The 26,161-nt window shown below is 38.4% G+C and carries 24 protein-coding genes and 1 tRNA gene; 1 reads left to right on the top strand and 24 read right to left on the bottom strand.

Annotated elements, in window-relative coordinates; translation table 11 throughout:
• Positions 1-12 precede the first annotated feature (12 nt).
• The 9 genes from hslO to SPK86_RS05345 all read right to left on the bottom strand — a co-directional run bounded on the left by hslO (position 13) and on the right by SPK86_RS05345 (position 11,042).
• A complete protein-coding gene (hslO, locus tag SPK86_RS05385) occupies positions 13-897 on the bottom strand; it encodes an Hsp33 family molecular chaperone HslO (protein WP_330948805.1) in 885 nt (294 codons plus the stop codon).
• Between the two features lie 50 nt (positions 898-947).
• Positions 948-1,715, bottom strand: coding sequence for a type III pantothenate kinase (locus SPK86_RS05380; protein WP_330948814.1), 768 nt, complete (start codon positions 1,713-1,715; stop codon positions 948-950).
• A gap of 164 nt (positions 1,716-1,879) precedes the next feature.
• A complete protein-coding gene (gene ftsH / locus SPK86_RS05375; RefSeq protein WP_284140735.1) occupies positions 1,880-3,931 on the bottom strand; it encodes an ATP-dependent zinc metalloprotease FtsH in 2,052 nt (683 codons plus the stop codon).
• 131 nt (positions 3,932-4,062) lie between these two features.
• Positions 4,063-4,611 carry a hypoxanthine phosphoribosyltransferase gene (gene hpt / locus SPK86_RS05370; RefSeq protein WP_284140756.1) on the bottom strand — a complete coding sequence of 183 codons (549 nt, stop codon included), beginning with the start codon at positions 4,609-4,611 and terminating at the stop codon, positions 4,063-4,065.
• Between the two features lie 2 nt (positions 4,612-4,613).
• Entirely contained in the window at positions 4,614-6,026 is a 1,413-nt protein-coding gene (tilS, locus tag SPK86_RS05365) for a tRNA lysidine(34) synthetase TilS (RefSeq protein WP_330948804.1), read from the bottom strand.
• A 73-nt stretch (positions 6,027-6,099) separates the two neighbouring features.
• The gene (locus tag SPK86_RS05360; RefSeq protein WP_330948803.1) at positions 6,100-7,017 is read right to left on the bottom strand and encodes a protein kinase domain-containing protein; all 918 of its coding nucleotides are present in this window, start codon (positions 7,015-7,017) and stop codon (positions 6,100-6,102) included.
• Positions 6,989-7,723 (bottom strand): VWA domain-containing protein, encoded by a 735-nt coding sequence (locus tag SPK86_RS05355; protein ID WP_284140754.1) that lies wholly within the window; start codon positions 7,721-7,723, stop codon positions 6,989-6,991. The genes SPK86_RS05360 and SPK86_RS05355 overlap by 29 nt, the downstream gene beginning before the upstream one ends.
• 128 nt (positions 7,724-7,851) lie before the next feature.
• Complete coding sequence (gene spoIIE / locus SPK86_RS05350) at positions 7,852-10,302, bottom strand: stage II sporulation protein E (protein WP_330948802.1); 2,451 nt, start codon at positions 10,300-10,302, stop codon at positions 7,852-7,854.
• 287 nt (positions 10,303-10,589) lie between these two features.
• On the bottom strand, positions 10,590-11,042 hold the full coding sequence (locus SPK86_RS05345) for a DinB family protein (RefSeq protein ID WP_284140732.1): 453 nt from the start codon (positions 11,040-11,042) through the stop codon (positions 10,590-10,592).
• Positions 11,043-11,189: 147 nt separating this feature from the next.
• On the opposite strand from SPK86_RS05345, the gene SPK86_RS05340 reads away from it, so the two are divergent.
• Positions 11,190-11,263, top strand: a tRNA-Met gene (locus tag SPK86_RS05340).
• Between the two features lie 164 nt (positions 11,264-11,427).
• Here the strand turns inward: SPK86_RS05340 and SPK86_RS05335 are convergent.
• The 15 genes from SPK86_RS05335 to spoVG all read right to left on the bottom strand — a co-directional run bounded on the left by SPK86_RS05335 (position 11,428) and on the right by spoVG (position 26,122).
• Positions 11,428-11,811, bottom strand: a complete 384-nt coding sequence (locus SPK86_RS05335; RefSeq protein ID WP_284140731.1) for a S1 domain-containing RNA-binding protein — start codon at positions 11,809-11,811, stop codon at positions 11,428-11,430.
• Positions 11,812-11,940: 129 nt separating this feature from the next.
• Complete coding sequence (locus SPK86_RS05330; protein WP_330948801.1) at positions 11,941-12,321, bottom strand: FtsB family cell division protein; 381 nt, start codon at positions 12,319-12,321, stop codon at positions 11,941-11,943.
• 6 nt (positions 12,322-12,327) lie between these two features.
• The gene (gene yabQ, locus SPK86_RS05325) at positions 12,328-12,927 is read right to left on the bottom strand and encodes a spore cortex biosynthesis protein YabQ (RefSeq protein ID WP_284140729.1); all 600 of its coding nucleotides are present in this window, start codon (positions 12,925-12,927) and stop codon (positions 12,328-12,330) included.
• Positions 12,924-13,229 carry a sporulation protein YabP gene (gene yabP / locus SPK86_RS05320; protein WP_284140753.1) on the bottom strand — a complete coding sequence of 102 codons (306 nt, stop codon included), beginning with the start codon at positions 13,227-13,229 and terminating at the stop codon, positions 12,924-12,926. Before yabP ends, yabQ begins: the two co-directional genes overlap by 4 nt.
• Positions 13,230-13,347: 118 nt before the next feature.
• Entirely contained in the window at positions 13,348-13,605 is a 258-nt protein-coding gene (locus tag SPK86_RS05315) for an RNA-binding S4 domain-containing protein (RefSeq protein ID WP_284140752.1), read from the bottom strand.
• A complete protein-coding gene (gene mazG, locus SPK86_RS05310; protein WP_284140728.1) occupies positions 13,605-15,056 on the bottom strand; it encodes a nucleoside triphosphate pyrophosphohydrolase in 1,452 nt (483 codons plus the stop codon). Before mazG ends, SPK86_RS05315 begins: the two co-directional genes overlap by 1 nt.
• Entirely contained in the window at positions 15,049-16,653 is a 1,605-nt protein-coding gene (locus tag SPK86_RS05305) for a putative polysaccharide biosynthesis protein (RefSeq protein ID WP_284140727.1), read from the bottom strand. Before SPK86_RS05305 ends, mazG begins: the two co-directional genes overlap by 8 nt.
• Positions 16,654-16,826: 173 nt before the next feature.
• Entirely contained in the window at positions 16,827-17,363 is a 537-nt protein-coding gene (gene spoVT, locus SPK86_RS05300; RefSeq protein ID WP_284140726.1) for a stage V sporulation protein T, read from the bottom strand.
• A 201-nt stretch (positions 17,364-17,564) separates the two neighbouring features.
• Complete coding sequence (mfd, locus tag SPK86_RS05295) at positions 17,565-21,086, bottom strand: transcription-repair coupling factor (RefSeq protein WP_284140725.1); 3,522 nt, start codon at positions 21,084-21,086, stop codon at positions 17,565-17,567.
• Positions 21,087-21,311: 225 nt separating this feature from the next.
• The gene (locus tag SPK86_RS05290; RefSeq protein ID WP_284140724.1) at positions 21,312-21,542 is read right to left on the bottom strand and encodes an anti-sigma-F factor Fin family protein; all 231 of its coding nucleotides are present in this window, start codon (positions 21,540-21,542) and stop codon (positions 21,312-21,314) included.
• Positions 21,543-21,642: 100 nt separating this feature from the next.
• Entirely contained in the window at positions 21,643-22,203 is a 561-nt protein-coding gene (gene pth / locus SPK86_RS05285; protein WP_284140751.1) for an aminoacyl-tRNA hydrolase, read from the bottom strand.
• Positions 22,204-22,325: 122 nt separating this feature from the next.
• The gene (locus SPK86_RS05280) at positions 22,326-22,958 is read right to left on the bottom strand and encodes a 50S ribosomal protein L25/general stress protein Ctc (protein ID WP_284140723.1); all 633 of its coding nucleotides are present in this window, start codon (positions 22,956-22,958) and stop codon (positions 22,326-22,328) included.
• Between the two features lie 152 nt (positions 22,959-23,110).
• Positions 23,111-24,064 (bottom strand): ribose-phosphate diphosphokinase, encoded by a 954-nt coding sequence (locus tag SPK86_RS05275; RefSeq protein WP_284140722.1) that lies wholly within the window; start codon positions 24,062-24,064, stop codon positions 23,111-23,113.
• Positions 24,065-24,080: 16 nt separating this feature from the next.
• Entirely contained in the window at positions 24,081-25,460 is a 1,380-nt protein-coding gene (gene glmU, locus SPK86_RS05270; protein ID WP_284140721.1) for a bifunctional UDP-N-acetylglucosamine diphosphorylase/glucosamine-1-phosphate N-acetyltransferase GlmU, read from the bottom strand.
• A 371-nt stretch (positions 25,461-25,831) separates the two neighbouring features.
• Entirely contained in the window at positions 25,832-26,122 is a 291-nt protein-coding gene (gene spoVG / locus SPK86_RS05265) for a septation regulator SpoVG (RefSeq protein ID WP_284140720.1), read from the bottom strand.
• Positions 26,123-26,161: the final 39 nt, after the last annotated feature.

Below are 26,161 nucleotides of genomic sequence, written 5' to 3'. Positions count from 1 at the left end.
GCAATTGGTACGCTATACATTTTCGTTTTTTTCAATTAATGCTTTTAATTGCTCCTCATCAAAATGATACGTTTCATTACAGAAATGGCAAACCGCTTCTGCCCCGTGATCCTCATCAATCATTTGTTGGATTTCATCCGTTCCAAGCCCAATAATTGCCTTTTCAAACCGTTCCTTCGAGCATTTACATCGGAATGTAATTGGCATTTTTTCATGGAACTTAATTTGTTCCTCTTCAAATAGTCGTTGTAAAATCTGTTCTGGATTATTGCCTTCTTCGATCAATGCTGAAATACTCGGGAATGATTGAATTCTTTTTTCTAAATTTGTAATTAACTCGTCGTCCGCCCCAGGCATAATTTGTATAATAAATCCACCTGCAGCTAATACCGAGTGATCCGGATTAATTAATACCCCAGCACCAACAGCAGATGGAACCTGTTCAGATACAGCAAAATAATACGTAAAATCCTCACTTATCTCTCCAGATACGATTGGACTATTTCCAGTGAAGTAGTCTCGTAATCCTAAATCTTTCACAACACTAAGACTTCCTTCTGTTCCTACCGCTCTTGCTACATCCAGCTTTCCTGCTGCATTCGTTTCAAAATCAACATGTGGTTGCGAAACATAACCGCGAACCTCTCCTTTTGCATTTCCATCTGCAACAATTGCGCCGATTGGTCCCGTTCCTTCAATTTTCGTAGTGATTGTGTCATCACCCTTCATCATTGCTCCCATTAAAGCTGTAATTGTAAGAGTCCGACCCATAGCCGCTGTTGCTGTCGCCCACGTATCTTGACGCTTTCTTGCCTCTTCTACCGTATTTGTTGAAGTAATCGCATATGCTCTTACTTTTCCTTCATAAATGGTTGCTTTTACTAAATAATCTTCCATGAGGTTGATTCTCCCTTGCATTCAGTTTATTAAATATTCTAATTCAAACACTAATTATTGCTATGATAAATCTCATATAAGCCTTTTAATGTTAGATGTGGGTCGACAATATCAATTGTTTCCGAGCCATCCGCGATTAATGTCGCAAGCCCACCAGTAGCAATCACTTTTGGATCTTGACTTATTGTTTGCTTCATTCGGTTTACAATCCCGTCAACTTGGCTTACAGCACCATAAAAAACGCCAGACTTCATTGCTTCTACCGTAGAAGAACCAATGACATTTGCAGGAGCTTCAATTTCAATCTTCGGAAGCTTTGCAGCCTTTTGATATAACGCATCCATAGAAATATTTATTCCCGGGGAAATAATTCCCCCACAATACTCACGGTTTTCATTAACAAAACAATATGTCGTCGCAGTACCAAAATCAATAATAATTAAAGGAGCACCATATTCTTTTATTGCCCCTACCGCATTTACAATACGATCTGCACCAATTTCCTGTGGGTTTGGATAGCTCATTTTTAAATGAGAACGAACTGTTTCCTTCCCTACCACAAGGGGATCAATATGAAAGTAATCTCTACACATTTTTTCCAATGCAAACATAATAGGCGGTACAACAGAAGAAATAATAACGCCATTAATTGCTGCAAAGTCTAAGCCCCTATGATTAAACAGCGATTTTATTAGCATACCAAACTCATCTGCCGTTTTATATCGATCTGTTTTTATACGCCATTCATACTTTAGGTTATGTTTTTCAAATACGCCAAGGACTGTATTTGTATTTCCTACATCTAATACAAAAAGCATACTCACATCATACCTTCCTGCTTGTGTCATCAATCATTGCTTTCTATAAATATACCATAAATAATTTTCAATCCGAAAATGTCCCAACTCGTGTAATGGTTATTTTATTTATTGACCCATTAAAAAGGCAGTCTCCACTTTGAGAGACCGCCTTATACATACTTTTAATTTTTCTTATTTTCATCTGAAGAATCGGATTCATCGTTTACAGCATCTTCAGCTGTATCTTCTTCATTCCTTTTCTCCTTGAGCTTTTCATTCGCTCTTTCCTTCGCTTCTTCAAAAGACTCCGGTGACTCTAACGATTCATCGTCCTTTGACTTAATCGTTACTTTTACATCGCTCGCTGGTGCTGGCTTATCCCCCTGCTTTTCTTCCTCGGCTTCTTCAGGCTCAGGAAGCACCCCATCCTCGAACAAGGATTTAATTTGCTTTGCATCCAACGTTTCTACATCAAGAAGCGTTTGTGCAACCAATTCAAGCTTATCCTTATTCTCGGTAAGAATCTTTTTCGCTCTGTCATAGCAATGATTAATAAAGTTTTGCATTTCCTTATCAATCTCAAACGCAATGGTATCACTGTAGTTTTGTTCATTTTGAATATCTCTACCCAAAAATACTTCTCCACCACCACTAGAAAATTGCAATGGACCAATTTTTTCACTCATGCCATATTCAGTAATCATTTTTCGTGCAATGTTTGTTGCACGCTGGAAGTCATTGGAGGCACCAGTACTTACCTCTCCAAAGATAATTTCCTCCGCTACACGACCACCTAACAAGCCGGTAATCTTGTCAAACAACTCTGGTTTTGTCATGAAGTATCTGTCTTCTCTTGGAAGCATTACTGCATAACCACCAGCCTGACCACGAGGTACGATAGTAACCTTGTGCACCATATCTGCATCATCAAGCACCATACCAATAATGGTATGCCCACTTTCATGATATGCAACAATATTACGTTCCTTTTCTGAGATTACTCTACTCTTCTTCGCAGGACCTGCAATTACACGATCAATTGCTTCATCTACATCAAGCATGTCGATCTGTTTTTTATCTTGACGAGCTGCTACAAGGGCAGCCTCATTCAATAGATTTTCTAAATCTGCACCGGAAAAACCTGGTGTCCGTAAAGCAATTACATGTAAATCAACCGTCTCATCGAGCGGCTTGTTTTTCGCATGAACCTTTAATACTGCTTCACGTCCTTTAACATCTGGTCGATCGACGGTAATTTGACGGTCAAAACGGCCTGGACGTAAAAGTGCAGGATCAAGAATATCCGGACGGTTTGTCGCTGCAATGATAATGATTCCTTCATTTGCACCAAAGCCATCCATTTCAACGAGCAATTGGTTCAACGTTTGTTCTCTTTCATCGTGACCACCGCCAAGACCGGCACCACGTTGACGTCCAACTGCATCAATCTCATCAATAAATATAATACACGGTGCGTTCTTTTTCGCGTTTTCAAATAAATCACGAACACGGGATGCACCGACCCCAACAAACATCTCCACAAAGTCAGATCCACTTATAGAGAAGAATGGCGTTCCAGCCTCTCCTGCTACTGCGCGGGCAAGTAATGTTTTACCTGTTCCAGGAGGTCCTACTAAAAGCACTCCTTTAGGTATTCGAGCACCTAACTCGGAAAACTTGCGAGGATCCTTAAGGAATTCTACGACTTCCACTAATTCCTGTTTTTCCTCATCTGCACCAGCTACATCTTTAAAACGGACTTTCTTCTTTTCTTCACTGTACATCTTCGCCTTACTCTTTCCAAAATTCATTACACGGCCACCGCCGCCACCTTGAGCTTGACTAAGAATAAAGAAGAAGAATAATCCGAGTATGAGAAACGGAATCATGCCAGTTAGAAAAGTTACCCATCCACTTGGTTGCTCTGCTTCTTTAACCTTTAGCACGCTTTGTTCCGTTGCTCTTTCTGTTATATCTTTAACGATATCGGGATTATCTGGTACTTGAGCAATAAACTGCTTATCTTCTTTTTCCAGTACCCCTGTTATGCGCATTATGCCATGTGCTGGCTGCAACGTCATTTCTTTAATCTCATCGTTATTCAACGCTTGCATAAATTCTCTTACATTAAATTCTTTAGCTTGTTCGTTCTGTCCATTAAATACTCCAATGACTCCAATTACAACGAGCAATAAGAGCAAATAAAAGAACGTATTCCGAAATATGCGATTCATTGCCTACCTCCTCCCAAACGGGAAAAACTATATTAAATAGTACCATAGTAAAAAGTTGCATGACAACTAATTTTACTTATGAAACGTAAAATAATCTTAATCATTTCGAGGGATCGATTTTACGTACTAGATTATTCTTCGCCACCGTATATTTTGGGCTTTAGTACACCGATGTATGGAAGATTGCGGTATTTTTCGTCATAATCAAGTCCATATCCAACAACAAACTCATTCGGAACCTCAAATCCAACTAAATCTGCTTTAATCTTTGCACTTCTTCCTGATGGCTTATCGAGTAGCGTTACAATCTTAATGGACTTTGCTTTACGATATTTAAATAAATCAACTAAATAACTAAGTGTTAGTCCACTATCAATAATATCTTCAATGATTAGTAAATCTCTGCCTTCAACCTTGGTATCTAGGTCTTTTACAATTTTCACTTCACCTGAAGATTGCATGTTTTTACCACCGTAACTGGAAACATCCATGAAATCCATTTCTAAATGCGTTTCTACATTACGAAGCAAGTCAGACATAAATGGCATTGCTCCTTTTAAAACGCCAATCGCTAAAGGGAACTTCCCATTATATTCTTCGGTAAGCTTTTCGCCAAGCTCCTTACACTTTGCTGCAATTTCTTCTTCTGTAATTAATACCTTCTCCATATCATTATGCACGTTCATTGTCCCTCCTGGTTGCTATCTTTTTCATAAAATAATGTAATAAATGAGGTATTCTCTCGCTTACTTAAAGGGGCTTGACCCTTTTTCAAACCAATAAGCCATAATATATTCCCATCATGATCGGTTACGATCGGCCACCTATCCCGCTTCGACATCGGAACCTTAGCATCGATAAAGATATCCTTAATTTTCTTCGTTCCTCTAAGTCCATCCCAGCTCATTCGATCACCAGACTGACGTGTTCTTATATGTAATGGCAAAGAAACACTTTCAACCAGACAATGATATGTATGCGCATCCTGTTTTTCTGGATGCTTCGTAAGCGTAGCCGTTAATGTAGAGTTATCCGGCAAGACAACCTTCCCTGGAACTTCCAACAAATGATGAAAAAATGGAGTTGCTTGAGGATGCTGTTGTTCAAAATAAAACATCACGGTGTGATAAGACCTTTCCACCTTTAAATGATGAGGAAAATCGATTTGCACATGACCATCCGTGCTTTTTAGCAAGGAGAAAAACTGTTCCTCATGTACATATGATAAATTCTTCGGTAACACTTGGTATAGATAGTTTAATATTAGATGATAGGCTCTCCTTTGTAAAGCAGTTGGACACGATTGAAATGCACTAATTTCTAGGTGCGCTGTTTTTGCATCTTTGTTGAGCTTTACCGTACGCTCAAATAGTTTTTTAGCCTCCTGTTGCAAGTACGATTCGTCCTCTGCTAATGTTTCACTCAATCGTTGTACAGTAGTATGTATATTACTATTTTTTTCTTTTAGTAATGGCAGCATGTTTTTTCTAAAAAAGTTTCGTGTATAATCCATATGTTCATTGGATGGATCGATACGATATGCCACGTTATGCAGCGCACAATATTGCTCGATTTCCTTTTTCGTTACTGCTAGTAATGGACGAATAATATATCCCCCTGCAAATTCACGTTTGAATGGGATGCCTTGCAAAAACCGGGCATCAGATATACGAGCAAACCGCATCAAGAGCGTCTCGATTTGATCATCTCCATGGTGGCCTAACGCCAAATAATCCGCATCATATTTCTCCATCATTTTTTCGAAAAAGAAGTAACGTAGCTTTCTTGCAGCCACCTGTGTTCCTAGCTGTTCTGCTTGTTTATAGGATGGAACATTTATCGAAGTAGATTCAAACGATATGTTCCATTTCTCACATATCGTTTCAACGAAGCGTACATCGGCTTTACTTTCATCTCCACGCAGCTGATGATCAACCGCGATTGCAATAAGGGTTAAATTCCACGCTTCACGCTTCGAATGAAGGAAATGTAATAACGCGATCGAATCCGGTCCCCCTGAAACACCAACAAGCACCGTAGACCCTTCTTTAAGTAGATCGTGGTCCCTAATAAAAGCAGTTACTTTCTGTTCCATTTAACGCCATCTCCAGCCATTAGTTATGTTCCTTAAGTGTAACATACTCCTGTTGGTATTGTCCGTATTTCCATTATAGTAATAGCGAAATAAAATAATACCCTCCAGCCACAAAAAGAATACCAACGGACTCCATCAAAAATGGCTTTTGATTTGTTATTTCCTGATGATTCTTCTCTGCTTGATAAAGGACCGTTTGGATTGCTTGCTTCATTTGAGCACTTGTTTCATATTTTCCGGTTATCGCCTTTTTTAAACAAATGCTGTAAGGGGTTAGCGTTTTTATGGCATCGATTTTTTTAAAGATGGTCGTCGTTTGCGAAGTGTTTTCACGATGAAATTTATGTGGATAATAAATGCTCAAAATAACCATAACAAAAGCAAACAAATCATAGCTCGGTTCTGCCCGTCTTGAACCAAGCCCCCAATAGCCTCGATCATAAAACTCTGTGTATTCCTTAATTGCTCTACCAATTAGCGTTGTTCCACCAACATCAATCCATCTGATTCGAGTTGGAGAAGCGGTGATTAAAAGATTTTCGAGCTTTAAATCACCAAATACCCAACCAGACTTATGTAGCTTTTCAAGATCATCGAGCAATTGTAGCATAAATACACCGATCCACTCATTACCGTTCTGCTGAATAAAAGGGCGAACCGCTTCTCCTTTTATATATTCCATCACATAGAATGTATATTTCTGTCCAATCGGATTTATCCAATCATCAACATCTAGTAAAGAAGGTCCAAGACGATTTCCTTGGACCTTTCCTAATGATTTAAGTACATTTACTTCCGTAGTCATGGAAGCACTCTTATCACTAATCTTTAAAGCAGCATAAGATCCTTTTGTTTCGCACAAGTAGACCGTTCCAATTGCACCACTTCCGAGCTTTTTTTTAATCACATACGTATGATTATGCCATTTCCCTGTAATTTTCATCCCTGGTTTAATAAGAAAATCATGCTTCCTCGATATCTTGTTCATCATTTTTCCTAAGGCTCCTTCGTAAGCTCTTCTTGCTAAACTGATACATTGCTTCTCGAATAGCCGGTCCGGTCGGCGTTATTCCACCACTAGAAAGCTTCGGAAATACAGTAGATACCGAATCAAGCTTTGGTGACCAATCATACACCTTTTCTATATCCTTTCGTTTCCCTGGGAAGCTATAGATACAAAAGCGATTGCGTCCTATCCGTGAATTTAAGCTAATAGATAAGTCGATCAACGCTTCTTTTACCGTTGGCAATTTATCATTCATACTAGCGCTCGTATCAATTAAAACAAGCACTTCTAAATCACACGTTTCACCAAGGTCTTCCACAACTTCCATAATTTCTCCACGTTTTTCTGGGGCCAAATCATCCATCGTTTCATTTGATCCAAGAATTTGTTTGAGTTCAAGGTTCACAAACCCTTGCAACGTCTGTGTCATTGCTTGCTTTGTTACAGTTTGCACCGTTTGCGATAAAGTTGCTTTATACACGAGCTGGCTTACCCCGCCACCAGATAACGCAATATCTTCTACCTCTTGGAGTCCCTCTGGTTGCTCTGTTTGATCATCGTCTAAAATACCAATTACATTCACAACAATTCCTTGCTCATATGCAAGTGCTGCTGTGGCTGCTGGATCTTCACCTTTATTGGAACAGCCATCTGTTATAAGCAAAATTTGTTTTAGCGTCCCCTTTTTCACCATTTACACCTCCAACTTTTTCCATTATCATCATCACCAAATCCGTATAAGATTATACTAGTGACTCGATAATTCTCCATGCTAATGCATAGTTACCGCCGAGGTTGAAGGGAAAAAGGGCGATGCATTTATAAAGCTGCTCCTTTAAAAATAGGAACAGGGGACCATTCAGGCGTGTTTTTTTCCACTTTTGCTACAAGCACCGTCATATCATCTTCAATCGCTCCAGATCTTGTTCGAACGACCTCCTCTAATAATAAATCCGCGATTTCCTGTGGTTGATCGGTCTTTAGCTCACGTATTTTTCGTTTTAACCAAATATCCGTGTTTTCTACATGCTTTGGCCCATCAAAAATTCCATCACTCATCATGATTAGTACATCCCCAGATAACAGCTGTTCGCTTACAATATCAACATCAAATTCAGGAATAATTCCCATTGGTAAATTGTTTGCTTCTATTTTTATAATTTCATCGCCACGCTTTATGAAACTCGGTGTCGAGCCAATCTTTAAAAATCTTACATATGCATTGTGTAAATTTATGATTGCCAAATCAAGCGTTGCAAACATTTCATCTGTCGTTCGCAATGAGAGAATCGAATTAATCGTTTTAATGGCGACTTTCTCTGGAATACCTGTTTGCAGTATTTGCTTGAGCAATCGAAGTGTTTCACTACTTTCTTCTTTAGCTCTTCTCCCATTTCCCATTCCATCACTTATCGCCATCGCATACTTTCCTGCGCCCAGCTCAATCGTTGTATAGCTATCACCAGACACAACGCCTCCACCTTTTGCAGCGTTAGCAACACCTGCTTCTACGACAAACTCTTTAGCAGAACCGAATTGGAGAAAAGAATAACCGTTAGGAAATGGAGAGATTTCCTCTCGTTTTACCACAATCATCTCATTAAGAATTTCCGACAACATTGGTGCGATGAGCTTTGGTCCTTCCCCACAATAATCATAAAACGATACAGACATCTCAATATCTACATTGCCCTTCTCTAGCTTATATATTTCTAGCTTTTCAAGTTCAATCCCAAGATGCTTTAGTGCATGAATAATTTGCATCTCCTGTTTTTCATGATGCTCTCGTTCCTTTAAAATTTCGATGGCAAAGTCATCCATCACCTCAGAAACACCTTTTAACTGTTCGGCAACAAGCCGTTTACTCTCCAGCACTTGCTGCTTTAACTTTCGGTGGGCTTCGAAATACGATACTTCTTCCTCCATTGCCTCCATAACTTTTTTCGATTTCACACAATGGTTTTCAAATTCATGTACTAGCCTTCGATTAATTTGAGAATCTTCAACGAGATTTACTTTCATGCTTTCCATTAGATGATAGGTTTTATCAAACTGCTGTTGCCAACAGCGTTCTTTCATAAAACATGATTGGCACGTCTTTTCTGTTATTTGGCTTAAAAAATAATCTGTTTCTCTTTTTTCTTCCAAATCAACTTGTAACGGATGGTCTTCCGTAATAAAGCTTTTTGATAATGCCTCAAAGACATCGGAAAACTGCTCTACCCGCTTTGCAGTAACATCACGAACTTTCTGTAAGTATTGTTCTTGCTGATGGGAATATTCCTCCGTTCCAGGAATATATCTTGATATTTTTTTTATCCAGCTTGCTGGCGTTACGATAAATAGCATAACCGCAAAAAGAGATTCCATAAGAGACGGAAGAAGATTTGCCGCATCTCCATAAATGCCAACAAGAAACGTTCCAACGAGTAACCCCATTGCTACGCCCGGTTTCTTTCCTTCCTTCAGCAAACCGCCCAGCAAACCTGAAAAAGCTAGTAAACTCATTTGATATAAATTAGCAACATTCGCTAAAGATAAAATAAGCCCAGCCACAACACCTACGGTTGAACCGATGGCAGCTCCTCCAACAAAAGCGAGAAGCAACACAAAATAGCGAGAAAATATTTGTTCAATAGAAGCCCCGTACAATTGCCAACCAATCATACCAGTTAAGATCGAGGCTAGCAGAATAATCATGCATACAATCTCTTCGTTTTTTAAAGTAGGTTTATATCTTTTTGGTGATAAAAGGGGAACACTTTGCATAAAGATTAGTACAAGGATAGTACCGAGTACTCCTTCCACAAGGAGGAACATCCATTCATAAGACGATAAAGTTCCAGTAAACGAATACATAAACAAACGTGTCGTTACGGTAGAAATAAAAACAAACAAAGGCAATAATAACTGCTGTCTTCCAGCATGCTTAAACAAAGCTGCTAAAAGCAAAAACGAAAGCATGGATACACCTGTAAAGACAGCTTGTGGCACAGAATACGTGAATGCTCCGATAAGCATCGCAATCGTTGCCTTTGCCGCTTTTTCGCGATGTATAAACCATAATGTCGCCAAAAACGCGACCGTAAATGGAGAAACGGTAGATAATATAACAGCTCGTCCTAATAAGAAGCCCACAAAATAGTATAGCCAACCTTGTTCTAATAATATTTTCATCGCCTTTGTCAGGAACCTATACCTCATCCTTTCTAGGCTGGTCTTGTCTCGGTCTAAAGCTTTTGTTTCCAATCCTGATATAGAATCCATCATATAAAGCCCTCCTCTTTAAACCTCATTAAAGCACATAGGAAATGCTTTTTTTGTCAAAAGAAGAGAGCTTGTTCAAGAAATCGTTCGACTCGTTTCTAAAGAGACAAGCTTTTTTCTACATGCGATTTTCTGTAAGCTGCGCTTTGCATAATTGTTGTTACGTACCCATTTAAACGACACAGGTATGTTTTGCGTGTGAAATGATGCAGTTAAACTAAATTAGGCATCTGGAATAATTTGACGAAAATATCATTTAACCACGAAAAAACAAATCGTATGTCAGCCATTTATATGAAACGTTTAAGAGTTTTTATTGTAGCAGCATGTAATCCCTCATGGTAGATCGTTCTGATTAGCACCTGCTCTATTGTATATATACCCATTTCTGTCGGCTCAAAGGGCTCATTTAACCGATGACTATATCGAGCAAGTATGTCATTCGGCTGTTCAACTAACAATTGCTTTAACTCGGACATGGTTGGTGTACTGTTTGTAAAATCTGCAGGACTTGTTCCAAAACCGAACCACTTATTAAAATGATCCAGTCCTTCCTTTTTTTCCCTCGTTACTGCTTGAATCCATAAATATTGATCCAAATAAATGTGCCCTAAATTCCAGCGAATATTATTATGGAACCCGTTCGGAATAATGTTTGCTTCTACTTCAGTCACATCATGCGTGATTTCTAGCGTTTCTTTTCGATACGTTTTTACTTGGTTAAATAAGATATCTTTGTCCACCGACTGTTCCCTCCATTAAAATCCAATTTTATTCTCTATTTATCATTCCATACGTAATGCATATTTCCTGCTTTCACTCGCATTTTAACGAAATTCTATTGACACAATAGACAGGCTGTTGTATTATATCTTTTGTTGACTTTATTTGGCGGCGTAGCTCAGCTGGCGAGAGCGTACGGTTCATACCCGTGAGGTCGTGGGTTCGATCCCCTCCGCCGCTATCATAAAACCAAAAGGCTCTTCATATGTATGTTACATATGAAGAGCCTTTTTTCTATCAAAGATTAACTTACAAAAAGAAAGCAAAAAGCAGTTACCGTCCATTACAGTAACTGCTTTCATTTCGTTTATATGATAGAGCACTCATCTCGATAGACAGCAACTGCTATCCTCTTTTAGCACCACGACCCCCGCGTCTGGATTCCGTGTGCTTCTTCAAAGAGGCTAAACGGTCTTCAGAATCTTTAAGGAATCGACTCATCTTCGATTCAAACGATTCTGTGCGTTCTCTCGTATTTCTTTGGCGAACTGGTTTTTCCTTAGCTTTTTTAATGGATAAGCCAATTTTGCCATCCTTCTCAACATTAATGACCTTTACTTCAACTTCATCTCCAACAGTGAGATGCTCATTAATGTCTTTTACGTAATTTTCGGCAACCTCACTAATGTGCACGAGCCCTGTTACTCCTTTTTCCAATTCAACAAAAGCCCCAAAATTAGTAATACCGGTTACCTTTCCCTGCAGCTTGCTGCCTACTTCAATTGACATTAAAAAATGCTCCTCCTTAATATTTTGAAATAGCTATATTAATGGCTGTTCAAAAATGCCAGCATTGGATACTTGACGTATTTTGAACATCCTTTACTACCATAGTATATCCAACAGGGTGAAAATGTGTCAATAAGACGGATCTTTGTCCGGATTATTAAAGATTATTTCACCTTTTTTAGAGAAAAAATAATTCGTGCGAGCAATTTCTAAAATGTATTCATCATCATTTAGTAGCTCAATTTCTTCCTTTAAATTGCTTTCTTCCTTTTTCAAGGTAGCAAGCTCTAGTTCAAGCTGCTCATATTGCTTTATTTTTTCTTCCTTTAAAGCGCGTTGCTTAAAATGATATGTAGTCATGCTCCCAATCGCTAACATTACAATAACGGAAAATAAAACAAGGCGGCGAACTAAGCGTTGCTTTTTTCGCTTTTGTCTTTCTACATGTGCATTGTATTGATTCATATAGCTAGAATCGATTTGTGCGACTGTTTTTTTTCTACTAGACACGAACTACTACCTCCTCTTTGCAACGAAAAAACGCTTTATTTTACTATATATATTCTTTATTTTACTATAAAATCCTTTATTTTTGTGGAAAATATTTATAATTCTATCTGGTAACACTCGGTAAAACTGTTTCAATACCCATATTACAGGAAAAACGAGGAGCTTTGCAATGAAAAGCAAAGTAGCTGCAAGTAGATTTAAAAAGAAAACAAGCACACGAATGATCAATTGAATAATAAATTTAATTGGATTAACAATAATCGTCTTGATCAAGGATGAGAAAAAATGATAGATGCTTGTGGTGATATGAATTATCTTTTCTAGTAATGCTTTGTATATCTTTGCCGCGATTGCCTGATAGGTTGCAAAACCAAGTAAGCACGCGACAAAGATATACACGCGTAATTCACCGGCATTTACTAGAAACAATACATAGAACAGCGTAAACATCTGGGTTGTCCAAAAGCACACCTCTAAAAAGTACAAAAGAAACGTATTGCTTTTCCAGTGTACACGAAAGCGTAAAAACGTATCGCGAATTAGTCCAAGGTAAAATCCACTTATAATCATGGATATCATCGCAGTGAACTGCACACTTAACGTCATCGGAATAGCTTGCTAAATATTCCTTTAGCTTTCTCCTGGTGCTGATCGTCCATATAGGAGATTTCATAGATTTTCCCTTTGATTGAGACAATTCCTTCACCTACATCTAAATTTTTTAGTTGTAGATTGTGTCCACGAACGATTAAATAGCCCATAACCGTCTCTAAAAGAAACTCCTCATTATCAAAACTATCAACCTCTCGGACTCCGGTTATCTCTAGTAGCTTCCTATTGTTAATTTTTAACTGATGATCTTTTTCTGTATGTCGTGTTGTCGATTCATTATGGTTATAAAAATTCATATTATTCATATTTTCCGTCCTCCCTTATCATTATTACTGTATGAAAGGGAGGACAAGTATAGAACTATGCAAACCTACTTTTTTAATGCAGTAATATACGAATGAAAAACAATTATGGCTAGTCCTTTCTTTCTTCCTTTAATATTTTATATAATGTTTCCGCTTCTTCTTTTCGTACGGTTTCTCTTAAAGCTGTTATTTCTATCGTTACAAGCTTTTGTCCAAATTGAATGACGAGCTCGTCTCCAACGGAAACAACCGAGGATGCCTTTGCTTGATTTCCATTAATCGTTATCCGACCTTGATCAGCAACCTCCTTTGCTAACGTACGACGTTTAATTAATCTAGATACTTTTAAAAATTTATCTAAACGCATCATAATCCCTCTCTTTCTTTTGCTTGTTCCCAGTAAGCATCCATTTCTTCAAGCGTAGCTTCTTCTGGCTTCTTCCCTAATGCTTCCAGCTGTTGTTCGATATAACCAAACCGTGAAATAAATTTTTGATTCGCTCTATTCAAAGCCACTTCCGGATTAATGCCATAATATCTTGTTAAGTTAGCAAGAACAAACAGCACATCACCAAATTCCTTTTCCACTTCAACCAGGTCTTCTTCTTTTATCGCTTGCTTCACTTCAAATAGCTCTTCCTGAAGCTTGTCCCATATTTCACCAGCTTGCTCCCAAGTGAATCCGACCTTTGCAGCCTTTTGTTGTAGCTTAAATGCCTTAGCCAAGGCAGGTAAATGAGAGGGTATTCCCGAAAGCACCGTTTTACGTGTGTCACCTTTTTCTTCTTTTTTTAACTGCTCCCAGTTTTTGTACACTTCGTTAACAGATCCGACAGAAAGGTCGCCAAATACATGTGGATGTCGGTAAATCATTTTATTCGTAATCGAAGCAATAACATCGTCAATCGTAAAATAGCCATCATCAGTACCAATCTGACTATGAAGCATTACTTGTAAAAGCATATCACCAAGCTCTTCCACGATGCCTTCATCATCCATTTCATCAATGGCATCGATTAATTCATACACCTCTTCAATCGCATAGGTTCGTAATGATTCGTGTGTTTGCTCTTTATCCCACGGACAACCGTTTGGACCTCGTAATTCAGCGATTACTTCTTTTAGCCGATCAAACGTATGATGAAGCATTTCCTTTTCAGCTGGCGGAACATATACACTAACTAAGTTGCTCTGTTTAAAAGCATGGTCTAATTTTTCCAATGGAACAACGGTTATTTGTTCTTGCCTACTTCCAGCTGCCTCGACAATCGTTACCTCATAATGAGGTGGCAAATCTTCAAGTAGCGTTAGTTTCAATTCAGAAGCAATCCATTGATCGTACACCTGACAAAACACTAAATGCTGACGATAATTAAGCTCACTTCGTTGAAATGTAGCAGCATCTACAAATTGAAAGCCTTCAATCGGATCAATGCGAAGCGAGGAAAATAAGGCATCTAAATAGCTTTGACCCCCTAAAATTTCAATGTCAACTTCCTGTTGCTGTAAAAGAAGCTGTATCGACCGTTCGGCTAACATCGGATGTCCTGGAACAGCATAAATCACATTTTCCTCCGATGCCTTTTCTAAAAGTACGGCAGCAATCCTTTCATAAACTTGCTCGAATGCTGTTTCGGATGCATATATCTCATCAAATGATTTAAATGAAACACCTTCCTCCTGTAAAGCTTGTACAACAGGATGTTCCGTCGTCCGAACATAAACCATTTGCTCTGCTTTTGTTAATTTACGATATAATCCGATCGATAATTGATCTAAATCACCGGCTCCAAGACCGATCACTTCAATTTTATTCATGCTTCTTATTTCCCTCCTTAGTTAATTGAATAAAGAAAGATGCAAATGGCAGCATAGCCAGTTCTTTCTGTGTAAATACATTTCCGCGAATAAGAAGTAGCATATAAATGCCCCCTCCTGTAAGAGAAATAAAGGTAACGATTAAAAGCAGTGTTGTTCTTGCAACTTCATCCGGGTTTGGCAAAAGCCAATTCCAGCTAGCAACATACAGCATCATGCTTAGCGTTGCTCTAATAAAGGCTGGCCATTTAATTTTTCGTAGCAATGAAAGTGTCGGAATATATCGTTTTAACGAATATAGTACTAATATGCAAAATAGCAACAAGCTTAAAATAGTAGCGATTGAACCTCCAAGCAAGCCCCAAAAAGGCACAAGCAAAAGGTTCAAACCCCATTTCAACAAAAAAGCAAGCCCAATAAAAACTGCCGTTCGTTTAATCATTCCTAACCCTTGTAAAACAGATGCAACGGTAATAGACAATGCACTTAAAACGATGGCAAGCATTAATAGTTGTAACACGGTAGTCCCACTACTATCCTGATAAAGCAAAATATTAGCTGCTGGGAAAATCATAATTAATCCTACCGTAGCTCCAATCGCTAAATAAAAACCAATGACAAGTCCGCTTTCAATTTGCATGCAAAGGGAGCGAAATTGCTGCTTTAAATTACGTTTCGAAACAGCTGGCATAAATGCAAGCGCAAAAGAAGATCCTAATACGGTTCCAAGCTGGATTAGTGGTTGCCCCCTATCGAAGATTCCTTTTGCTACCATCGCTTCCTCTTTCGTTAATCCGTAATTTAGTAAAGCTGGAACTAATGAAATCGTATCCGCAAATTGTATTATCAATAAAACCATATGTGTAATAGATGCAACGACACCAAGTATTATCAGCTTTCGCAAAAAACGAAACCACGGCACAGAAGTTTTGCTAGCCTTATGCAATAGCGGAGGCCGATACTTACGCATAAAAAAAATTAATACGATGCAAGCAGCAATTGATCCGCTTATCGAGGCGATGCCAGCTACTTTTCCGATACTGTAAATGTCAATTTCTTGTTTACTAATGATAACAGCACCGGCAATGATAATTAGAACCCGAACAAATTGTTCCATGACTTGCGAGTAAGCAGTCGGCTTCATCTGGTGGTTTGCTTGAAACACACCACGCAAAAAAGCAGTAAAAGGGATAAAAAGAAAAATAAAAGCAACCGTCTGATAAACCGATACTAGTCGGTCATCGCCAATAAATTGAGCCAGTGGATGTGCATTTAGCTGGAGACCGAGGAACAACGCAACATTCACGACAGCAACTATAACAAATATAGGAAAATAGAAATTTCGAAAAGATATTGGATACTGCTCTGCCTCAAAGTCTGTCTTCAGCTTAGAAATCGCTGCTGGAAATCCATACAATGCAAGTACCAAAGCAATACCAAGAATCGGGTATACTTGCTGATAAACATAAAATCCAAAATCCCCCGTTAAATTTTGTAAAGGGACGCGGTATCCTGCACTTAGAATTTTACTAGCTATTCCGGCTAAGGTTAAAAGCAATGCCCCTTTAAGTAGTCTATTTGTTTCGTTCGGCTCCATAATATTCGCCTTTCCACTTTTCTTAAAATATGCTCATATTATAGCACACCCTTAAAAATGGGAAAGCAGCAATCCTTCCTAGCCTTCTCGTTTGCATTCTCTGTAAAAAAATAAAAAGACAAAAACCGTCTGCAATTTTTTGCATCGGTTTTTGTCCTATCTCATTGCTCTGACTATTCCATTTGCTTGGCAAGAAAGCTTGCAGCCGTTTCTACTACTTTTTTCTCTGCGTCCTGTAATTTCTCACCTTCACGTGAAAACATCATGACACAACCGATTGGATCTCCATTCGCAATAATTGGACTTATTGTGTAAGAATGAAGCTCTTCCGTTTGTCCTTGAATAATTTCAATACTTTCTGGTTCATTTTCCGCTACATTCGATCGGTTTTCGATAATTTTTTCGATATGAGATCCAATAGGCTTGTTTAAATAATCCTTCTTAGATTCTCCTGCTACTGCTATAACTTCGTCTCGATCACATATTAAGGTTGGAAAGTGAAGTGAATCAAATAATGCTTCTGCATATTCCTTTGCAAAATTACCTAGCTCATTAATCGGTGAATATTTTTTTAGGATTACTTCACCTTCACGATCGATAAAAATTTCTAATGGATCACCTTCACGAATGCGCAATGTCCTTCTTATTTCCTTTGGAATGACTACCCTTCCTAAATCATCAATACGTCGTACTATTCCTGTTGCTTTCATTTCATGAAGCCTCTCTTTCTTATGCTGAAATTTTCTTGGTGTTCTATGTTGTGCACATTACAACCGTTCTTTACTATTTATTACATCCGCTATACCTACACAACTTCCGGCTTATCTATTCTTATCCGACAAAAATACCTGTTGTGTTTTTTTAGTATTAGGTAGAAATGGAAGAAGTATTCACTAAAAGGAAAATAGTCCTTATTCCCTGTCTACTTTCGCTAATTTTTCCATAAAGTTCTGGACGGTATCATACCGCTGGAATGCGTTATTACGGGAGGTCTGGTAAACAATTTTTAATTTACTATGCTCTGTTCCCAATTGAATACTTCGTCCATATTCATTTGCAATTTCAAATAGCTTTGCTCCATCTACCCGCTGACTTCTATCTTCGGAAAGGAGCAATTCAATTTTTCCATTCTTTTCCGTAATGGATTCAACATGCTCTCTTTTAGCAATTACTTTTAGCCTTGTAACGGTTAAAAGATTCTCTACTTCCTCTGGATAGTCACCGAATCGATCAATTAATTCTTCTTGCAGTTCTTCCAGATCTTCTAGCGTTGAAGACCCTTGAAACGCTTTATACATATCAATCTTTTGCTTTCCATCCTGAATATACGTATCCGGAAGATATGCATCGATATTTAACAGAAGTTCTGGTTCAACAACCTCTACTTCTTCTATATCTTTCCCTAATTTTCGGGCATCGATTGCATCCTTTAACATCTGTGAATACATATCGAAACCAACTGAATCAATAAACCCATGCTGCTGAGAACCGAGTAAATTTCCTGCTCCCCGAATAGATAAGTCACGCATCGCAATTTTAAATCCTGAGCCTAGCTCTGTAAATTCCTTTATCGCTTGCAGTCTTTTTTCGGCAATTTCTGTTAACACTTTGTCCTTTTGATACGTAAAGTACGCATACGCCACCCTGTTTGAACGCCCTACTCTTCCTCTTAGCTGGTATAACTGACTTAAACCCATGCGATCAGCATCATAAACGATTAATGTATTGACATTAGGGATGTCTACTCCGGTTTCAATAATCGTCGTACTTACAAGAACATCAAATTCTCCTTCTAGAAAACTAAACATGACACTTTCCAATTCGGTTTCATTCATCTTACCATGGGCAACAGCTATCTTTGCATCATCAACAAGCATGCCTATATCACGTGCAATTTTATCAATATTCTCTACCCGATTATAGAGGAAAAACACTTGCCCGCCTCTTGCCATCTCGCGTTCGATCGCTTCTCGAATTAAAATCGGATTGTATTCCAATACATAGGTTTGAATAGGAAAACGATTTTCTGGTGGTGTTTCAATAACAGATAAATCACGGACTCCAAGCATGGACATATGCAACGTTCTAGGGATCGGCGTTGCAGTTAGTGTAAGTACATCGATATTTGTCTTTAGTTGCTTAATCTTCTCTTTATGCTTTACACCAAAGCGTTGTTCTTCATCTACAATTAAAAGTCCTAAATCACGGTATTGAACATCCTTCGATAATATGCGATGCGTGCCAATAACAACATCTACGGTTCCTCTTCTGAGTCCATCTATTGTATCCTTTTGTTGTTTTCTTGTACGAAATCTACTCAATAAGCCGATATTAATGGCATGGTCTTGAAATCGTTCACGGAATGTTTCATAATGCTGCTGAGCTAGAATGGTGGTCGGAACTAAAACAGCTACCTGTTTGCCGTCAGCAACAGCCTTGAATGCAGCTCTTATCGCTACCTCTGTTTTTCCATAGCCAACATCTCCGCATAGTAACCGATCCATTGGACGGGCTCTTTCCATATCCTGTTTAATTTCCTCAATACATCGAAGCTGATCCTCAGTCTCTTGGTAAGGAAAAGCCGCATCAAATTCGCGTTGCATTTCCGTATCTTTATTAAAAGCATAGCCTTTTTGTGCTTCTCTTTCTGCATACAGTTTAATTAATTCATCCGCAATATCCTCAACCGATGATTGAACCTTCCGCTTAACCTTTGTCCATTCACTACCACCTAGCTTATATAGCTTCGGCTCTTTTCCTTCTGAACCAACGAACTTTTGCACAAGTTCAATTTGTTCGATCGGGACAAATAGCTTATCATCACCAGAATATTTAATTAATAAATAGTCCTTATGCTTTCCAGCAACTTCTAAAGTCTCAATTCCAGAATACTTTCCAATTCCGTGATTTGCATGGACAACATAGTCGCCAACCTTTAATTCCTGATAGCTTTTTATTCTCTCCGCATTGGATATCTTTTGCCTTTTCCTTGATCGCTTATTTCGCTTTTTGAACAATTCATTTTCCGTAATAATCACGAGCTTATGCATTGGCATTTCAATACCATTACTAATATTCCCCACTATGATAGTAGGCTTCTCTAAGGGAAACGCCAATTCTGTTGCAAGGACTGCTTCCATATCATAATCTAAGAAAATAGATTGAATCTTTTCTGCGCGTTGCTCATTTGGTGCAATCACAACGACAGAATAATTCGCTTTCTCCCAGCGATTTAATTCATTTTTTAACAAATGCATTTGTCCATGGAATTCCTGCATTGCTCTTGATGACAAATTAATAATATTTTGTGGCTGTGTATTAGGAATGTGCCGTAAAAATACGGACATATAAATACGCGGATGATCTATTTTAGACCATGTAGTTATCCAATCAAAGGAAAAACTACTGTCCTTTACCATTTTGCCTGACTCCAACAAGCTGCTATACCATTCTGCTTCTTCTGTATCAAGCGTAGTCGCGGTTTCTTGAATTCTGCTCATTTCATCTAGCAATACAATGCCATTTGCAGGCAAATAATCTAACAAACTAGCAGGACGCTCATATAGAAAACCAATATATTTATTCAACTCTTGAAAATGCTCTAGGCTTTTTAATCGTTCGATATCATAGGAAATTGTCTCAGCTAAAGTTTCCTTCACTTCACTTGCTTCCATCGTTTTTAACGTTTTTGCTAACGCTTGCTCTAAGCGCTGTGCACCCGATAGAAGGTCTTGCTCTGATAAAAGCAGCTCTGTTGCCGGTCCAATTAGAACCTCTCGCTTTTTATCTAGTGAACGCTGCGTATCTGCATCAAAATAACGAATCGAGTCTACCTCATCATCAAACAACTCAATTCGTAATGGGTGCTCCTCTGTTACAGGATAAATGTCAATGATTCCCCCACGCCTACTAAATTCTCCCGGCGTATTTACCATGGACGCATGAACATAACCCATGTCTACGAAAGAAGTTAGACATGCTTCTAAATCAATTTCTTCTCCATCCTTAATGTGAATCTGATATTTCTCCCAATAGGCTTTCGGCGGAAGCATACGCTTTAAGGCTGCAACAGGAGCGATTAATATACCGCTTTTTCTCATACTCCATTCTTTTAGCGCTTCAATCCGTTGGCTTCTTAATTCAGGACTAGCTACTGAAATTTCGGAAGCAATTAGTTCATTGACAGGGTACAAATACACGTTATCTTCTCCAACGAGAGAAGTAAGGTCCTCATATAATTGTTGCGCCTGTGTTAATTGATATGTTACAAGCAGAATAGGTCGATGATTCGATTTGTGCAAGATGGATACGAGCAAGCTTCGAGCTGGACCAGCCAATCCTGCCACCAATTGCTCCTGCAAACCATTTGTAACACCTTGTAGAATGGATTGAATATCTTCTTTTGATTGTAAATATTGATTAATACCTTTCATAGAAAAATCCCCCAATAAGAAATAAACGGCTGCCAATCGTCCATTGTTAACGAATACGAAAATATACAGACCGCTAGCTAGCATAGTACCCATCTGCGACGAATATGGTTTTTAATGAAACGTGTTTCGAGTCATTTATTCCGATACTTTGATACATGCTACGCTTGTTAAATAAAGCGCAAAAATGCTTTGGTTACCATTCACCAAAGCTGTTTGTATCTCATTTTATTGTATAAAATAATCCAATTCATGATATTGTGGATGCTGTCCTAACGTTTCTTGACAGCTTTCACAAATAGTTTGAATCGAAATATCTCCATTCGAATGATAATGTATCATTTCTTTTTTTTCCTCTATCGTCAAGTAATCCCAACCTAGTAAAGATGTATCTACATACTGTTCAGCTAACTTCCCGACTGTGTCTTGGCAATGTCTGCACGTATAAATAATAGCCATAATGCTGCCTCCTCGCATAAACCTCTCTATAGTCAAGTTTATCCGAAAAGAAACATTTTATACGAACTGTCATCTAGCTTATTCTATATGTATGCAGACTTTATTTGTTAAATTCATTCATCACTTCAAGAAATGGACGCTCCATCCATGATTCACAAGCATCTGCAGCAAGCTGAATACTCGCTTCTACTTCATCCTGTTCTGCTTTAGTGAATTTACCCAGTACATAATCGACAACAGGAATCGGTGTTGTTGGTCGGCCAATACCAATTCGAATACGATTAAATTCTTTCGTACCTAGGTGATCGATGGTCGATCGGATACCATTATGTCCGCCATGTCCACCCTTTTGCCGTAATCGTATTTTCCCAGGTGGCAAATCAAGATCATCATAAATAACGACCACATCCTGTGGGGCTATTCCGAAATAATCTGATAACGGACGAATGGAAGCACCAGATAGGTTCATATATGTTTCAGGTTTAAGTAAGATAACCTTTTCATCTAGCAATTGCTCCATCGCAAATTTCCCACTAAATTTCTCTTTGTTTAAGCTCCATTGATGCCGTTTAAGAAGTTCATCTACTACCATAAAACCAATATTATGTCTTGTCGCTTCATATTTTCTACCTGGATTTCCTAATCCCACAATACACTTCATGCGCATGTCTTCCCTTTTATCAAAATTATGGCTAATCATAATACAACAAGCCCTCCTATTAAGAACGTTCCATTCTTCTCTTTCTTAAAGGAGGGAAATGTTGTTATATTAAGTGTAACCGTTTATTCGTTTTTATTTTCCTGTTTTGTGCCAACGAGCTCTGGTTCCGCATTTTCCTCTTCAGTACCTGCAACATCAGCTTCTGTTGTAGGCGCCGTAATCGTGACAATCGTTGTATCTTCATCCTCTAAAAATTCATATTTATCCGAGGCTGTTAGATCTGCAATCGTAATTACATCACCTATTTTCAATGATGATACATCAACTTTTATTTCTTCTGGAATATCGGCAGGTTTTGCACGTACGAGCAACTCAAATAACGGTTGCTGCAATACGCCTCCTTCTTTTGCTCCAATTGCTTCCCCATCAATACGGATCGGAACTTCAACATCCATCGCTTCCTTCATGTCAACAATATAAAAATCAACATGAATGAGTAAATCTTTAAGCGGATCTGCTTGATAATCATGAAGCATTACATCAAATGATTTATCATTATCAATCTGCAACGAGAAGATAGCATTTCTTCCTTCATTTCGTACAAGCTTAACTAATTCAATCTCGTCTACAGCAACAGAACTTGTTTCCTTTCCTTTTCCGTATAATACGCCAGGTACTTTTCCTTCTGCACGTAGCTTTCTTGTTGCAGAACCTGTATGGTCGTCTCTTCTTACTGCTTTCAATGTTAGTGCCATGTAAATCATCCTCCATTATTTTGAACTTGGAATTCCAAGTCGTATTATTAATTTCGTAATTCATACATGAAACGTGCTACAGCAAAATGGTTCAATACAGTAATTTCCCTATGTTAGCAACTTTAAAACATGAAAAAAGGCTTTCTTCAATCTTAATCAAACAAAATGCTGACCGACTGTAACTCATGCACACGAATAATTGCTTCTCCAATTAATGGCGCAACAGATAAAGGTGTAATTTTATCGATCATTTTTTCTTCAGGTAATGGAATCGTATTTGTAATTACCAATTCCTTTATCTTTGAATTATCAATACGTTCAATGGCTGGTCCAGATAATACAGGATGGGTGCAACAAGCATATACCTCTTTGGCACCGTTTTCGATTAATGCATTGGCAGCAAGGGTAATCGTACCTGCTGTATCAATGATATCATCGATTAGGATTGCTGTCTTCCCTTCGATATTACCAACGATATTCATTACTTCTGCCACATTTGGACGCGGTCTTCTTTTGTCAATGATTCCAATTGGAGCCTTTAGGCGGTCCGCCATTTTTCTTGCTCGGGTAACTCCCCCATGGTCTGGTGATACAACAACAATATCTTCAAGATTTTTTGCCTCAAAGTAATCAGATAAAATTGGCACTCCTTGCAAGTGATCAATCGGAACATCAAAGAACCCTTGAATTTGCGGTGCATGCAAATCAAGTGTTATCACTCGTGTAGCCCCTGCAGTTTCCAATAAATTCGCAACGAGCTTCGCCGTAATTGGTTCTCTAGAACGCGCTTTACGATCCTGTCTTGCATAGCCATAATACGGCATGACAATATTAATAGATCTAGCTGAAGCACGTTTTAGCGCATCAATCATAATCAAGAGCTCCATCAGATGCTCATTTACTGGAGAGCTTGTTGATTGAACAACATAGACATCACAGCCACGAATGCTTTCTTCAATATTAATTTGAATTTCTCCATCACTGAATCGAGAAACGGTACACTTGCCAATAGGTGTACCAATGTGATTTGCAATGTCTTCTGCCAATTTATAATTTGAGTTTAGTGTAAATACTTTCAAAGATTTATCTTTGTAAGTAGATGCCATGAGAATATACCCTCCGTTAGTCTTTTTTTCGTTTGTTTAATTTGGATGCGTAGCCTTCTTTATTTGTTTGCTTTTCCCGAGCAATTGATAAAGCATCGTCTGGAACATCCCTCGTAATTGTAGATCCTGCCGCAACGTACGATCCTTTTCCTATCGTAACTGGTGCAATTAAATTCGAATTACATCCAATAAATGCATCATCTTCAATTGTCGTCAAAAATTTATTTTTCCCATCATAGTTTACTGTTATTGTACCACAACCAACATTTACATTCCTTCCTACTTGCGCATCGCCAATGTAGCTAAGATGAGAAACCTTGCTATTATCACCAAGCTCGGCTTTTTTAATCTCGACAAAGTTTCCAATTTTTGCTTCATTACCAATCATTGCTTCTGGACGAATGTGTGCAAAAGGTCCAATTTTTACTCTTTCGCCGATCTTACTATCCGTAGCAACACTTTGTTTTAAAACCGTACCTTCTCCAATATCGCAGTTGGTAATTTCACTGTGTGGCCCTATTTCAACATGGCTTTTAATAACAGTAGAACCTTTAATAATACTTCCTGGATAAATAACCACATCTTGTTCAATGATGACTTCTGGAGCGATATACGTATGATCTGGATCCATGATCGTAACCCCGTTACGCATATGGTTTTCGTTAATTCGGCGTTTCATCGTTAATTCCGCTTTGGAAAGACTAACACGATCATTTACACCAATTGTCTCGTCAAAGTTTGGTGAGAGGTAAGCACTTACTTTTTCAGATTTATTTTTCAGAATCTCAATGACATCAGGTAAATAATATTCCCCTTGTGAATTATCATTGGACACTTCTTGTAAAGCTTGAAAAAGAGCTTGATTATCAAAACAATATGTACCTGTATTGATTTCATCCACTTGCTTTTCTTTCTCATTCGCATCCTTATGCTCAACAATTCGTTTCACTTCGTTGTTCTCATCACGAATGACTCTTCCATAGCCTGTCGGATCAGGTGCTTTCGATGTCAATATCGTTGCCTTTGCGCCCTCTCTTTCATGGTGTTCAAAAAGTTTGTTGAACGTTTCACTTGTTATTAATGGGGTATCACCGCATACAACAAGTGTGGTACCATGCTTACCCTTGAGCAATTGTTCCGCCTGTATAACTGCATGACCAGTACCTAGCTGCTCCTCTTGCAATACAAACGCACTATCATCACCAACAATTTCTTTCACTTTTTCAGCGCCAAAGCCAACAACTGTTACAATCTCGTTTATATTTACTTTTTTTATTTGATCAATGACATGCTGTACCATTGGTCGACCGAGAACGGGATGTAGTACTTTATAAAGCTTGGATTTCATTCGAGTACCTTGCCCAGCTGCAAGTATGACTGCATAACGTTTCGCCATAGGGAAACCTCCATTCCTAAGGGTGTCCATACTTCTTTTTATCCATTTAGACTATATCTTAAAAAGCCGCTCATTTCAACATAAACAGGCTATGGGCTGATGGTTTCTTGCTTGTAAATGTTTGGAAAAAAGATTACGTAGACGTTATTTTTAGGTATTAAGATAGGAGGATTTATTTTGAGAGGAAACAATTCCTAGTGCAAATATCATATATTTTCTACTAGCTCGTATTAAATACAGCATGGTGCTATTATGAGTCAATCAGCTCACTTTTACATCTTAAAATAGGGGATAAGTGAATACTCTTTATACAGAAATAAAAAAAGAAGGCTAATCCGTAAGATTAGTCCTCTTGTTGTATAATCGTTTATTTATGAAGCCCCAGCTTCTTCGTACTCAACTTCCTCTTCACCCGCACGGTGATATTCTTCTAATACAGCGTCTTGAATTTTTCCACGCGTACTAGAATTAATCGGATGTGCAATATCTCGGAACTCTCCATCTGGAGTCCGCTTTGATGGCATAGCTACAAATAAACCATTGTTCCCGTCGATCACACGGATATCATGCACAACGAATTCCTGATCCAGTGTAATGGATGCAATAGCGCGCATTCTTCCTTCCGTACTGACACGACGTAGTCTAACGTCAGTTACTTCCATGCTGATTCACCACCTTTTCAAAAAGAACTTACATACAAT

It is taken from the genome of Virgibacillus sp. MG-45 (assembly GCF_036409425.1).
Taxonomy (GTDB): Bacteria; Bacillota; Bacilli; order Bacillales; family Amphibacillaceae; genus LDC-1.
The sequence above is the reverse complement of the archived record's forward strand: the minus strand, read 5'-3'. Positions and strand labels throughout refer to the sequence as shown.